This window comes from Micromonospora sp. NPDC047074, from assembly GCF_040643815.1.
GTDB lineage: Bacteria > Actinomycetota > Actinomycetes > Mycobacteriales > Micromonosporaceae > Micromonospora.
On sequence record NZ_JBEYVB010000008.1, the window covers coordinates 152,102 to 164,671 of the forward strand.

The 12,570-nt window shown below is 73.5% G+C and carries 11 protein-coding genes; 4 read left to right on the forward strand and 7 right to left on the reverse strand.

Going from position 1 to position 12,570, the window contains the following annotated elements:
• Positions 1-49: 49 nt before the first annotated feature.
• From ABZ809_RS14655 to ABZ809_RS14670, 4 genes are read right to left on the reverse strand one after another with little or no spacing between them, the layout of a single operon-like run.
• The gene (locus ABZ809_RS14655; RefSeq protein ID WP_357562966.1) at positions 50-2,428 is read right to left on the reverse strand and encodes a glycoside hydrolase family 3 N-terminal domain-containing protein; all 2,379 of its coding nucleotides are present in this window, start codon (positions 2,426-2,428) and stop codon (positions 50-52) included.
• Positions 2,425-3,246: a carbohydrate ABC transporter permease gene (locus ABZ809_RS14660; RefSeq protein WP_357562967.1), complete on the reverse strand. Its 822-nt coding sequence runs from the start codon at positions 3,244-3,246 to the stop codon at positions 2,425-2,427. Before ABZ809_RS14660 ends, ABZ809_RS14655 begins: the two co-directional genes overlap by 4 nt.
• Positions 3,243-4,184, reverse strand: coding sequence for a sugar ABC transporter permease (locus ABZ809_RS14665; protein WP_357562968.1), 942 nt, complete (start codon positions 4,182-4,184; stop codon positions 3,243-3,245). The genes ABZ809_RS14660 and ABZ809_RS14665 overlap by 4 nt, the downstream gene beginning before the upstream one ends.
• An 8-nt stretch (positions 4,185-4,192) precedes the next feature.
• A complete protein-coding gene (locus ABZ809_RS14670) occupies positions 4,193-5,488 on the reverse strand; it encodes an extracellular solute-binding protein (RefSeq protein WP_357562969.1) in 1,296 nt (431 codons plus the stop codon).
• Between the two features lie 239 nt (positions 5,489-5,727).
• On the opposite strand from ABZ809_RS14670, the gene ABZ809_RS14675 reads away from it, so the two are divergent.
• Positions 5,728-6,750 carry a LacI family DNA-binding transcriptional regulator gene (locus ABZ809_RS14675; RefSeq protein ID WP_357562970.1) on the forward strand — a complete coding sequence of 341 codons (1,023 nt, stop codon included), beginning with the start codon at positions 5,728-5,730 and terminating at the stop codon, positions 6,748-6,750.
• 435 nt (positions 6,751-7,185) lie between these two features.
• On the opposite strand, the gene ABZ809_RS14680 is transcribed toward ABZ809_RS14675, so the two are convergent.
• Positions 7,186-7,956: a peptidylprolyl isomerase gene (locus tag ABZ809_RS14680; protein ID WP_357563042.1), complete on the reverse strand. Its 771-nt coding sequence runs from the start codon at positions 7,954-7,956 to the stop codon at positions 7,186-7,188.
• A gap of 161 nt (positions 7,957-8,117) precedes the next feature.
• Positions 8,118-9,332: a D-alanyl-D-alanine carboxypeptidase gene (locus tag ABZ809_RS14685; protein WP_357562971.1), complete on the reverse strand. Its 1,215-nt coding sequence runs from the start codon at positions 9,330-9,332 to the stop codon at positions 8,118-8,120.
• 444 nt (positions 9,333-9,776) lie between these two features.
• Between ABZ809_RS14685 and ABZ809_RS14690 the strand changes: the two genes are divergently transcribed.
• The 3 genes from ABZ809_RS14690 to ABZ809_RS14700 all read left to right on the forward strand — a co-directional run bounded on the left by ABZ809_RS14690 (position 9,777) and on the right by ABZ809_RS14700 (position 11,699).
• Positions 9,777-10,109 carry a cupin domain-containing protein gene (locus tag ABZ809_RS14690; protein ID WP_357562972.1) on the forward strand — a complete coding sequence of 111 codons (333 nt, stop codon included), beginning with the start codon at positions 9,777-9,779 and terminating at the stop codon, positions 10,107-10,109.
• 96 nt (positions 10,110-10,205) lie between these two features.
• Complete coding sequence (locus tag ABZ809_RS14695; RefSeq protein WP_357562973.1) at positions 10,206-10,838, forward strand: hypothetical protein; 633 nt, start codon at positions 10,206-10,208, stop codon at positions 10,836-10,838.
• A 132-nt stretch (positions 10,839-10,970) separates the two neighbouring features.
• Positions 10,971-11,699 carry a methyltransferase domain-containing protein gene (locus tag ABZ809_RS14700; protein WP_357563044.1) on the forward strand — a complete coding sequence of 243 codons (729 nt, stop codon included), beginning with the start codon at positions 10,971-10,973 and terminating at the stop codon, positions 11,697-11,699.
• Between the two features lies 1 nt (position 11,700).
• Here ABZ809_RS14700 and ABZ809_RS14705 read toward each other — a convergent pair whose 3' ends face one another.
• Entirely contained in the window at positions 11,701-12,441 is a 741-nt protein-coding gene (locus ABZ809_RS14705) for a MerR family transcriptional regulator (RefSeq protein ID WP_357562974.1), read from the reverse strand.
• Positions 12,442-12,570 lie beyond the last annotated feature (129 nt).

Sequence of the window (12,570 nt, forward strand, 5' to 3'; positions counted from 1 at the left end):
TGTGCACACCCCTGTCTATCAGGCTACGGGCCGTCGGGCGCCCGATCGCTCACCCGGCCGGCGGGGTGACGGCGAACCGGGGGCGCAGCCGCCGGGTGTGGTCGACGTGCCGGGCGGGACCGCGCAGCGCGACCGCCGCCACGAGCCGGTGGTCGGTGCTGGACGCGGCCAGTCGCAGCTCCAGCTCACCCGGCTCGACGACCCGTCGCCCGTCGCGGCCGGTGAACGCGAACAGGTCGCCCGGCACGGCCAGGTCGATCCGGCAGGCCGCGCCCGCCTCCAGCGGCACCCGCAGGTAGCCGATCAGCCGCTGCACCGGCTGGACCACCGAGGCCACCGGGTCGTGGGCGTAGACCTGCACCACCTCGCCGCCCCACCGGGAGCCGGTGTTGCGCAGCGTGAAGTGCAGCCGGAACTCACCGTCGGTGGCCGCCGTCCGCTCGTCGACCACCAGGTCGGACCAGTCGAACGTGGTGTAGCCGAGGCCGTGCCCGAAGCCGTACGCCGGGGTCGGATCGACGTTGGAGACGTCACTGGCCTGCCCGAGGCGCGCCGACAGGTAGGTGCTCGGCTGACCGCCCGGCCGCCTGGGCACGCTGACCGGCAGCCGCCCCTGCGGCTCGACCCGGCCGCTGAGCACACCGGCGATGGCCGGGGTGCCCTCCTCCCCGGGAAAGAACGACTGCACGATCGCCGCCGCCTCGGGCACCGCCCGGCCCAGCGCGTACGGGCGCCCGGCGAGCAGGGTCACCACCACCGGCGTGCCCGTGTCCAGCAGCGCGTCGAGCAGGTGCTGCTGCGCCCCCGGCAGGGTCAGCGACTCGGCGTCGCAGCCCTCGCCGCTGGTGCCCCGGCCGAACAGCCCCGCCCGGTCACCGAGGGCGGCGACCACCACGTCCGCGCCCCGTGCCGCCTCGACCGCCGCGGACACCCCGCCGGTGTCGTCGCCGTCGACAGAGACGCCGGCCACGGTGACCACGACGCTGTCGGGGAACTCGGCGCGCAGCGCCGCCGCCAGGGTGGGCAGCTCGATGCCGACCGGCACCTCGGGATACCGGGGGCCGACGTGGGCGGGGAACGAGTAGCAGCCGAGCACCGCCGTGGGGCTCTCCGCCTGCGGGCCGACCAGCGCGATCCGGGCCGGCCGGCGCAGCGGCAGGACGCCGTCGTTGGCGAGCAGCACCACGGACCGCTCGGCGACCTCGCGGGCCAGCGCCCGGTTGGCCGGCGGGTCCAGGTCGACCGTGCCGCGTACCGCGTCCGGGTCGGACAGGTCGGCCCCGGCCAGCGCGGCAGGCACCGGGCTCCAGTCGGCGTCGAGGAGGCCGAGCTGCGCCTTCTGCGTCAGCACCCGGCGGACCGCCCGGTCGACGAGCGCCTCCGGCACCGTGCCGGCTGCGAGCGCCTCGCGCAGCGGCTCGCCGAACGTCTTGACCGTCGGCAGCTCGACGTCCACGCCGGCGGCGAGGGCCGCCGAGGCGGCCTCGGCCCAGCCGCCGGCGACCCCGTGCAGGGTGTGCAGGAAGGCGATGCCGAAGTAGTCGGCCACCACGGTGCCGGCGAAGCCCCAGGCGTCGCGGAGCAGGCCCGTCAGCAACTGCTCGTCGGCCGCCGACGGCACCCCGTCGGTGTCGGTGTAGGCGTGCATCACCGACCGGGCGCCGCCGTCGCGGATCGCCATCTCGAACGGCGGCAGCATCACGTCCGCCCGCTCGCGGGGGCCCATCGGCACGGGGGCCTGGTTGCGGCCGCCCCGGGAGGCGGAGTAGCCGACGAAGTGCTTCAGGGTGGCCACCACCCCGGCGGACTCCAGGCCCCGCACGTACGCCGTGGCGATGGTGCCGACGAGGTAGGGGTCCTCGCCGATCGTCTCCTCCACCCGCCCCCAGCGGGCGTCGCGCACCACGTCGAGCACCGGGGCCAGCCCCTGGTGCACGCCGACGCGGCGCAGGTCGGCGCCGATGGTGGCGGCCATCCGCTCGATCAGGTCCGGATCGAAGGTGGCACCCCAGGACAGCGGCACCGGGTACGCGGTGGCGCCCCAGGCCGCGAAGCCGGCCAGGCACTCCTCGTGCGCCATCGCCGGGATGCCGAACCGGTTCGCGGCGGCGATCCGCTGCTGGGTCCGCAGCAGCGACAGCGCGCCGAGCGCGGGGTCGACCGGGGCGGTGCCGAACGGGCGGGTGAGCTGGCCGAGCCCGGTGCCCAGCAGGGCGTCCAGGTCGACCGGCTCCTCCATCTCGTGCTGGTACGGCGCGACCTGGCCCCCGTCGGCGGCGGCGCCGACCCAGACGCCGTAGAGCTGCGCCACCTTCTCGGGCAGGGTCATCGCGGCGACCAGGGCGTCCACCCGGGTCGCCACGTCGAGGGTCGGGTCCGTCCAGATCGCGGCGTCGGTTCCGATGTCGAGGGTCACGTTGTCGGTCACTTTCCTCCGACGCCCATCAGCCCCTGTACCAGGGCCCGCCGGGCGAACAGATAGACGAGCAGGACGGGCACCATCGACAGCACGACCGCGGCCAGCAGACCGGGAAGGTTGATCCCGTACTGGGTCTGGAAGTTGTAGAGGCCGAGGGTGATCACCTTGGTGGAGTCGGACTGGGTGAGGATCAGCGGGAACAGGAAGCCGTTCCACGCCTGCAACGCGGAGAAGACCGCGATCGTGGCGATCCCGCCGCGCGACAGCGGCAGCACCAGTTGGAGGAAGACCCGGGCCGGGGTGGCGCCGTCGATGGCCATCGCCTCGTACAGGTCGGGTGTGATGTCCCGCATGACGCCACTGAGGATGAGCGCGCACACCGGCAGCGAGAACGCCGCGGTGGGCAGGATGACGCCGACCAGGTTGTCGTAGAGCCCGGCCTCGCTGATCAGGTAGAAGATCGGCACGATGACCGCCTGCGCCGGGATCGCCAGGCCCAGCAGGAACAGCCGGAACACCTGCGAGGTGAGCCGGCTGCGGCTGCGCACGATGGCGTACGCCAGCGGCGGCACGAGCAGCAGCACGATGGCCACCACGCTCGCGGTCACCGCCAGGGTGTTGAGGAAGTACCGGCCGAAGCCCTCGTCGAAGGCGCCGGTGTAGTTGTCCAGGGTGAAGGTGTCGGGCGGGGCGATCGGGCCGTTGGCGCCGTACCCCTCGCGGGTCTGCACGGTGATCGCCAGCATGACGTAGATCGGCAGGCCCACCAGCAGCAACCAGAGCATCGCGCCGATCCCGGCGATCCAGTTCGGGCGGCGGCGCGTCACAGGCCCTCCATCGTGCTGCGCATCTTGTCGTAGCCGGAGGCCCGGACCACGATCAGCGAGATGACCGTGGCGACGACGACGAGGAGCAGGGCGATGGCCGCCCCGGCGCCGAAGTCGAAGCTGCGGAACGCCTGCTCGTACATGTAGTAGGCGGTGATGGTGGTGTCGGTGCCCGGGCCGCCCTGGGTGAGGATCAGGACGGTGTCGAACATGGTCAGCCCGCCGACGACCATGAGGACGACCGAGGTGATCATGGCGTTGCGCAGCTGCGGCAGGGTGACGTGCCGGAACTGCCCCCACCGGCCGGCCCCGTCGACCTCGGCGGCCTGGTAGAGCACCGCCGGCACGGCGCGGGCCGCGCCCTGGTAGATCAGCGCGTGGAACGGAATGAACTGCCAACTGCTGACGAAGACCAGCACCCCGATCGCGCCCGTCCGGGTGCCGAAGAGGTTGCCGTCGCCGAAGAGCCAGCCGGCCTGCCCGGGCACCCCGAAGTTCGGGTCGAGCAGCGCCCGCCACAGCACCGAGACGGCGGTCGCCGACAGCAGCAGCGGCAGGAAGAAGATCGCGGACAGCACCGCGCGGTTGCGCTGGTGCCCGGCCGCCCACACCCCGATCAGCAGGCTCAGCGGGGTCTGCACCAGCACACCGAGGGCGGTGAGCAGGACGCTCAGCCACAGGCTGTTGAGCATGACGGGGTCGCGGGCGAGCCGCTGCCAGTTGGCCAGCCCGACGAACTCCGGATCGCCGAGCCCGGCCCAGCTGGTGAAGCTGAGCACGACCACCAGGACCAGCGGGACGATCGCGAAGAGGCCGAAGAACAGGGTCGCGGGTAGGGCCCAGGCGAAGCCCGGGCGGCTGACCGTGGGGCCGCCCGGGCGTCGTCCGGCCCGCCGCCGCTGCTGCGGCACGGCGGGGGCGGCGAGGGTGGTGGACATGGTTGCGGTCAGCCCGCCTGGAGGGACTGCATGGCCTTGATGAAGCCGTCGGCGTCCGTCCGGCCGTTGCAGTACTGCTGCACCGCCTGGTGGATGGTCGTGGTCGCCGCCGGCGGGTACGCCTGGTCCCAGGAGAGCTGGAACGACGGGGCCTCCTTGACCAGGTTGTACTGGAACTTCAGGTAGCCCGGGTTGGCGGCGGTGTCGAGGAACTTCTCGGTGTTGGTGGTGGTGGGCAGGTTGCCGATCTCCAGCTGCGCCTTGACGAAGTCGTCGGAGTACTGCAGCTTGAGGAACTCCGCGACCGCCTCCGGGTGCCGGGTCTTCTTCAGCACCGAGTAGAAGTTGTTGGTGTTGCCCACCACGTTGCGCGGGTCGCCCTTGCCGTCCGGCACGCTCGGGAACGCGGACCAGCCGAGGTCGTTGGCGGCGAACGTCGGGTTGCCGTCGTTGTGGGTGGAGTAGTTCCAGGAGCCCATCAGCTCGAAGCCGGCCTTGCCGCTGGCCAGCAGGGCGGGCGAGCCGCCGTCGGTGAACTTGACCGAGTCGAAGTTGGTGCCGAACGCCTTCGCGTCGGTCAGCTGGCGCAGCAACTGGAGGGCGCGGCGGCTCTCCGGGCTCTCCCAGGCGCTCTTGTCGCCGCCGAGCGCCTTGGCGAACAGCTCGGGACCGGCCACCCGGTCGTAGAGGTACTGGTACCACATCTGGGTCGGCCACTGGTCGCCGCCGCCGAGGGCGATCGGCGTGATCCCCTTGGCCTTCAGGGTGTTCACGGCGGCCAGCAGGTCGTCCCACGTCTTCGGCGGCGTGATACCGGCGTCGGCGAGGACCTTCTTGTTGTGGAACAGCAGGACCGGCTGGGTGCCGCGCATCGGCACCCCGTACGCCTTGCCGTCGACGGTGGCGGTGTTGAAGACCGAGGGCAGGAAGTTGTCCTTCAACCCCGGGTCCTTGGCGATCATGTCGTCCAGCGGCAGCAGCAGGTCGGCCTTGACGAACGGGGCGATGCTGCCGCCGCCCCAGTTGAAGAAGACGTCCGGCGCCTGGTTGGTGTTGATGATGGTCTGGAGCTTGGTCTGGTACTCGGCGCCGGGGATGGTGTCCAGTACCGCCTTGACCTTCGACGTCTTGTTGAACGTCTCGACGAGCCGCGTCTCGACCTTGTTGGTGGCGTCGCCGTACACCAGGATGCGGATCTCGTCCGGACCGGCGGCCGGGTCGTCGCCGCAGGCGGCCAGTGGCAGCGCCAGCGCGAGGGCGGCGCCGAGCGCGACGGCCCGGGCGAGCCGCGTGCGTACAGTCATGATCGACCTCTCGTGGTGGGGGTGTGGTGGGGGACGTCGCCGCCTGCACGCGACGACCGAAAGGCGTCCGACAAGTTTCCGGAATAATTCCGTAACTTGTCCGAACGCTAGAACCGACCTGCCGTGTCGTCAACCCCCGATCGTGGGGCAAGATGAGCCGGTGGAGCGGCCCCGCCGTTCCGGACGTTTTTCGGTGGTGACGGGTACGGTCGGCCTTCCGACCGGTGAAGGAGACGCGGGTGGACGGCGACGACGGGCGCAGGATCACCATCACCGCTATCGCGCGGGAGGCCGGGGTCTCGGTGCCGACCGTGTCACGGGTGCTCAACGGGCGTTCGGACGTGGCCCCCGACACCCGCGAGCGGGTGGAGGAGCTGCTGCGCCAGCACGGCTACCAGCGCCGCGGCAGCCGCACGGTGAACCGCGCCGGCCTGGTCGACCTGGTCTTCAACGACCTGGACAGCCCCTGGGCGGTGGAGATCATCCGAGGGGTCGAGGATGTCGGGCACACCGCGGGGGTCGGCACGGTGGTATCCGCGATACACCGGCAGTCGACCGCCGTACGGCAGTGGTTGCAGAACCTGCGGGCCCGAGCCACCGACGGCGTCATCTTCGTGACCTCGCACCTGAGCCCGCCGCTGCACGCGCAGCTGCGCCGCCTCAACGTGCCGGTGGTGGTCGTCGACCCGGCCGGCGTGCCCGCCACCGACGTGCCGACCGTCGGGGCCACCAACTGGGCGGGCGGGCTCGCCGCGACCGAGCACCTGCTGTCGCTCGGGCACCGACGGATCGGCTTCGTCGCCGGGCCCACGCACCTGCTGTGCAGCCGGGCGCGCCTCGACGGCCACCGGGCCGGGCTGGAGGCCGCCGGGGTGCCGGTGGACGACCGGCTCGTGCAGCCGGGCGACTTCTACCACGCCTCGGGCTTCGCCGCCGGCACCGCCCTGCTCGACCTCGACGAACCGCCGACGGCCGTCTTCGCCGCCAGCGACCAGATGGCCTTCGGCGTCTACGAGGCCGTCCGCCGCCGCGGGCTGCGGATCCCCGACGACGTCAGCGTCGTGGGCTTCGACGACCTGCCCGAGGCCCGCTGGGCGTCACCGCCGCTGACCACCGTCCGGCAGCCGCTGGTGGAGATGGGCCGGCTGGCCGCCCGGACCGTGCTGCGGCTGGCCCAAGGCGAGGGCATCGACTCCCCCCGGGTGGAACTCGCCACCAACCTGGTCGTCCGGGACAGCACGGCGGCGCCGCGCCGGCCGTGACGGCCGGCGCCCGGCGCTCCCGATCGGGTTCCGGAAGTTCCGGAAATCCCGGCGTCGGCACCGCCGCCGGGCAGGAGCACCAGGCCGAGGGCCGACGAGTTCCCGACACTCGTGATCTTGCACTTCGCGCCCCCCATTTACACGCAGCTGCCGGCTTCGCCCGGACACAAAGCGCAAGATCGCGGGGCCGGGTGGGCCCGCGGCCCCTTTCGGCGCCACCTCTCTCACCCCTCCTCCGCGATCTTGCACTTTCCGCCCCCTATTCACGCCTATATGTCGGCTTTGTTCGGGCAGCAAGTGCAAGATCGCGGGGCCGGGCGGCCGGGCCCGGTCCGCTCTGGTCGCCCGGGCGTGGCCGTCGGCCCCGCGATCCGCTCGGCCGCCCCCGGAACGACCGGGACGGTCCGAGGGCGGCGGGGGCGATCCGGCGCAGGCTCAGCGGTGGTGGTGCTGGGCCGCCCGCCGGATGTCCACCGGCAGGGCGGGCGCGCCGTCGACCGGCGCCGGGTCCTCGGCCGTGGGGGCGATGCCACCCGCGGCGATCCGGTCGAGGGTGGCCAGGCCGGCGGCGTCGATCGAGCCGAAGACCGTGTAGTTGGGGCGCAACGCCGAATCCGACTGGACCAGGAAGAACTGGCTGCCGTTGGTGTCCGGGCCGGCATTGGCCATGGCGAGTGTGCCCCGGGCGTAGAGCCGGCGCACGCCGGTCGGGTCGGTGGGCGCGGGCGGCAGGTCGGTGGGCAGCTCGTCGGCGTACCGGTAGCCGGGGCCGCCGGAGCCGGTGCCGGACGGGTCGCCGCACTGGAGCACCTTCAGTGTCGGATACGCGGTGAGCCGATGGCAGGACGTCCGGTCGTAGAAGCGGTGCCGCGTCAGGTGCAGGAAGCTCTGCACGGTGCAGGGGGCCGCCTCCCGGTCGAGGGTCAGCCCGATCGGCCCCTGGTTGGTCCGCAGCGTCACGCGCACCGTGCCCCGGTCGGGGGTGCGGCGTGGGTCGGGCGGCAGCGGGACCGGCCGGGCGGCCGGATCCTCGGGCGTCGCCGTGTAGGCGCACGGGCCGGGCGTGACCCGGCTGTCGTCGGCGGAGGCGCCCACCGGGGGCGCGGCGACCGCGGCGGCGCCGGCACCGGTGACCAGCGTGCCCGCCACCAGCGCTACCCCGGCGAGGCGGCGCAGCGTACGGGCCGGTCGACGGCATGCCTCGATCGACGTCGGAACGGGGTGCGGGCGGGGTTCGCTCGACACGGGGATCCTCCCGGAACTCGTGGCACCAGAAAGACCGGAGTCTATGGATCTCGCCGCCCGTTGTCGATCCACCCGGTAAGGAAGGGCCCTTCCTTACGCCCCGGTGCGTCGTGCGCTGCGGTTCAGCTTCGGCGGCGGGTCGTTCGCCGGCGGCGGAGCAGCAGCCCTGCCGCCAGTAGCGCCGCCACCGCCGCCGCGAGTGCGGCCGTGGGCCAGCGGCCCGCCAGCCCGTCCTCGATCGGGCCGCTGGCCGCAGCCGGACGCGGGGTGCTGGTGGCCGCGGGGGCCGGCGGTGTGGCGGCCGCCGAGGCGTTCAACTCCCCCGGCTCGACCAGTCGGCCGACGGCGGCACCCCTGGGCAGCGAGAAGCCCCAGTCGAGCAGGGCCGCGCCCTGCTCCCAGCCGCGCGCGGGCCGCGGCTCGGCGCCGAGCAACGTGACCACGAGACGCCGTCCGCCCCGCTGGGCAGCTCCGACGTAGGTGTGCCGGGCGAGGTCCGTGAAGCCCGTCTTGCCGCCGAGCGCCCCGGGGTACCGGTAGACGAGCTGGTTCTCGTTCTGGATCTCGAAACCCTTGGTCCGAAGCGCCGGCTGGGCGGGGATACGGTGCGTCTCGGTGAGCGCGTACCGCCGGAAGGTCGGGTCGGCGAAGCAGGCCCGGGCGATCAACGCCAGGTCGTACGCGCTGGTGAACTGGCCCCGCCCGTCGAGGCCGGACGGGGTCACCGCGTGTGTCTGGAGGGCGCCGAGGCGGTGCGCCTCCTCGTTCATCGCCCGCACGCCACCGGCCATCCCGGCCGGTCCGCCGCCGAGCCGGGCCAGCGCGTTGGCCGCCTCGTTGCCGGACTGGAGCAGCAGCCCGAGCCAGATGGTCTCGATCCGGTAGCGGCCACCACGCACCAGGCCGACGGCCGAGGAGCCCGGTTCGATGTCCATGTCTCCCGCGGTGACGGTGACGACCTGCTTCGGGTCGAGTCGGGGCAGCATGGTGGCCGCCAGCAGCAGCTTCTGCACGCTGGCCGGCGTGCCGTACTCGTGCGGGCCGCAGCCGCCCAGCACCTGGCCGCTGTCCAGGTCGGCGACCAACCACGAGGTCGCGGTGACCGCCGGCGGTCGGGCGACCCCCGCGGGGACGACCAGGCCGGCGGTGGCCAGCTCCGGCCCGCCCACGGCCCGGTCCTGCGGTACGCCCGGCGGTGGCGACGGGCGCGGCGGGCGGGACACGACGGGCGCGGGCGCCTTGGGGCAGGGCACCGCCGGAGCAGCACCGGCCGCGGACGGAACGGCACCGGACGCGGACGGAACGGCACCGGACGCGGACGGAACGGCACTGGACATGGACGGAACGGCACCGGCCGCGGGCGTCAGCGAGGCGGCGCGGCTGGTGGGACCGGCCGCCGCGGGGAAAGGCGCAGTGGCGCCCAGGAGAACTGCGGTCGCCGTCGCCGCCAGCAGCCGAACCTTCATGCCCCGCACCCTAGTCGTGGGCTCCGTTGTGCGAGCACGGCTACTCTGCTCCCCGGCCACCGGCAGTGGGAGCCCACACCCGCACCCCGATGCGAGGTTCGGACTACTTCCGGGAAAGTGTGGCCTCGTGCGCTCGCCGAGGGGACGACTTCCATGACGTGGCGTGATCATGGCGGACGGTCGGGGTCGGCCCCGCGCGAGAGGCCAGGCGCCGCCCGTCGGCCGGGACCATCGACCCTGCCAGCAGGGGTGCCCGGGGGCGGAGACTGGGGCTGAAAGCGGTAGCCGATGTTCCGATTTTCCGGAGGGACGACCATGCAAGCCATCTCGCTGACCCGCCTCGCCGACGACCTGCTCGCCACCGCGCGGAAGGCGGACAGCGGTCGCGGCGCCCGGTCCCTGCACAGCGGCCGGGACCGCCGGCTGCGGCAGACCCTGCTCGCCCTCCGGGGCGGCCGTTCCCTCGACGAGCACGACAACCCGGGCGAGGCGACGCTGCAGGTGCTCGTGGGGCAGGTGCGGCTAATGGCCGGTGACGAGTCCTGGGAGGGGCACGCCGGCGACCTGGTGGTGATCCCGCAGTCTCGGCACGCGCTGCACGCCGTCACGGACGCCGCCGTCCTGCTCACGCTCACGCCACGACCATGACCATGGCCGTGAGCAGGACGGCCGCGATCGTGACCACCGACCCGCACGCCGGAACTCTTCTGGATCACCTCCACAGCGTGTGGCATGGTCGTCGCCATGCCGGGCATCCCCGTACCTCCCTTCGCCGGTCCTGACGACGCGCGCCGCTTCCACCTCCTCCTGCTGTGGCACCTGGCGCAGCTCAAGCGGCCCGGCGAGCCGGTCGGCGTACACCAGCTCCTGCTCGGCCAGGTGCTCGCGCCGCACGAACCCCGCGCCGGCGCCGGTACGCCCTGCGCCGAGTGCGAGCGTCCCTATCCGTGCCGGACGGTCCTCCGGGTGGCGCTCGTCAGCCGCTTCGGCGTCGACTGGGAGCCCGTCGGCGTGGCCCGGCTGCTGCGCGACACCCGCGTCTGGGGTGCCCGCTTCGACGGCGTGGAGCTGGGTGAGGACCGGTTCGCCTGGGAGCACGACCCGAGGTTCGCCGCCGAGCGACGGACCGACGGCGGGTGGGTCGTCACCTCGACGGAGCGCGGCTCGACCCGGGTCCGGGCCGAGCCGGCCGACGACCGGGCGATGGTGGAGTTCATGGCCGAGCAGGTGCAGGAGCACTCGTTCCCGTTCGGCTGGCGGGTGCCCGAGGAGTTCCCGGCGATGGTGGCCGACGGGGCCCACGCGGCGGCCCGGTGGTGGGCCGGGCACGGCCGCCTGCCGTACCTGTCGAGGCACGACGACGACGGCGACTGGTGACCCACCGGCACCGGGCATCGATCCACGTCCAGTCGGTTGGCTCACAAGCTGTTGCCCACGGTGTCACCCACCGACTACAACTCCGGTGACGATCGCCCGGATCTCCCGGCGACGGTGGGCGAGGTGGTGGCCGTGGCTCTGATCTCCTACGACGACGCCGACTCGGCGGCCTTCGCCCGCAGCCGGGAGCTGCCGCGCGACGGCCTGCAACGGTGGCGGCACGCGGTGCAGCAGCACCTGCGTCCGCGTACCGGCAGCACGGTGCTCGACCTCGGCGCGGGCACCGGAGCATGGGCCGCGGCCTTCACGGACTGGTTCGGCGCCCGGGTCGTGGGAGTGGAGCCGGCCGACGCGATGCGCTCCCGCGCCGGCCACCGGCCGCTGCTCGCCGGCGACGCCGTCGCGCTGCCGCTGCGCGACTCCTGCATGGACGCGGCGTGGCTGTCCACGATGATCCACCACATCGGCGACCTCGACGCGGCGGCGCGGGAGCTGCGCCGGGTGCTCCGCCCGGGCGCGCCCGTGCTGATCCGCTCGCCGTTTCCCGGCCGGCACCAGCGGATCACGCTGTTCCGCTGGTTCCCGGAGGCGGTACGGGTACTCGATACGTACCCGGACCTGGCCCGGGTACGCGCGGTGTTCGCCACGGCCGGGTTCACCGTGAGCACCGTCGAGCCGGTCGCGCAGACCACGGCGGCGTCGCTGGCCGAGGCCGCCGCGCACCTCGACCGGCGGGCCCACACCCTGCTCCAATTGATCACCGACGAGGAGTACGCCGCGGGGCTGGCCCGGCTCCGGGCCGCGGCCGGCACGGCGACGGGCCCCGTCGTCGACCACCTCGACCTGCTGGTGCTGCGCTGAGTCATTCCGGCAGCGCCGGGTCGCGGTGCCGCAGGTAGTCGTGCAGCGCCGCCGAGGCGCGCAGCCGGCGCAGGCTGCGCCGGTGCAGCTCCTGCTCCCGCCGGGCCAGCTCCGCCCGGACCCGCTCGGCGCTGCCGGTGGTGCGCATCTCGGCCAGCACGGCAGCGATGATGTCGAACGGGTACGCCCCGCGCCGCAGCAACGCGACGACCTGCGCGGCGCGCAGCTCGGCCGCGTCGTACAGCCGGTAGCCGGTGCCGCGCTCGCGGACCGTCCGGAGCAGGCCGCGCTGCTCCCACAGCCGTAGCTGCGAGGTGCGGACGCCCACCAGGTCGGCGACCTCGCCGATGCGCACTCCGCGCCGCCGCGCCGGCAGGACGGCGGCCGGGCCGGTCACCACCGTCTCGAACGCGCCGAGCACCCGCCGGATGTCGGCCCGCTCGCGGTCCAGCTCGGCGTGGCCGGCGTCGAGGGCCGCCAGCGCCGCCGCCAGGTCGCCCCGGTGCACCGCGGCCATGACCTCCCGGGTACGCGCCCAGCCATGCCCCTCGGCCATCCGCCGGGTCACGGCCAGGGCCCGCACGTGCGTGTCGGTGAAGACGCGGTAGCCGGCGGGGGTGCGTTCGACAGGTGGCAGCACGCCGAGATCGACGTAGTTGCGCACCTGCTGCACGGAGATCCCGGCGGTCGCCGCGACGTCCACCGCCCGCCATCGCCCGGCACGCCGCCCCAGATCCACCACCGGGCCACCCTATCGCCTTCCACGTGGTTTGAGACTTTTCCGGGCAGGCGGAACGATCGGGGTCGGAGAATGACGCAAAACCCTCTACGGGGACGTGAATGAGATGATTGAAGGCGGCCTGGCCTCCGT

Excerpts from the sequence above, each read along its gene's own strand:
- ABZ809_RS14665 (WP_357562968.1), bottom strand. The coding sequence starts at position 4,184 with ATGTCCACCACCCTCGCCGCCCCCGCCGTGCCGCAGCAGCGGCGGCGG.
- ABZ809_RS14670 (WP_357562969.1), bottom strand. The coding sequence starts at position 5,488 with ATGACTGTACGCACGCGGCTCGCCCGGGCCGTCGCGCTCGGCGCCGCC.
- ABZ809_RS14685 (WP_357562971.1), bottom strand. The coding sequence starts at position 9,332 with ATGTCCAGTGCCGTTCCGTCCGCGTCCGGTGCCGTTCCGTCCGCGTCC.
- ABZ809_RS14690 (WP_357562972.1), top strand. The coding sequence starts at position 9,777 with ATGCAAGCCATCTCGCTGACCCGCCTCGCCGACGACCTGCTCGCCACC.
- ABZ809_RS14695 (WP_357562973.1), top strand. The coding sequence starts at position 10,206 with ATGCCGGGCATCCCCGTACCTCCCTTCGCCGGTCCTGACGACGCGCGC.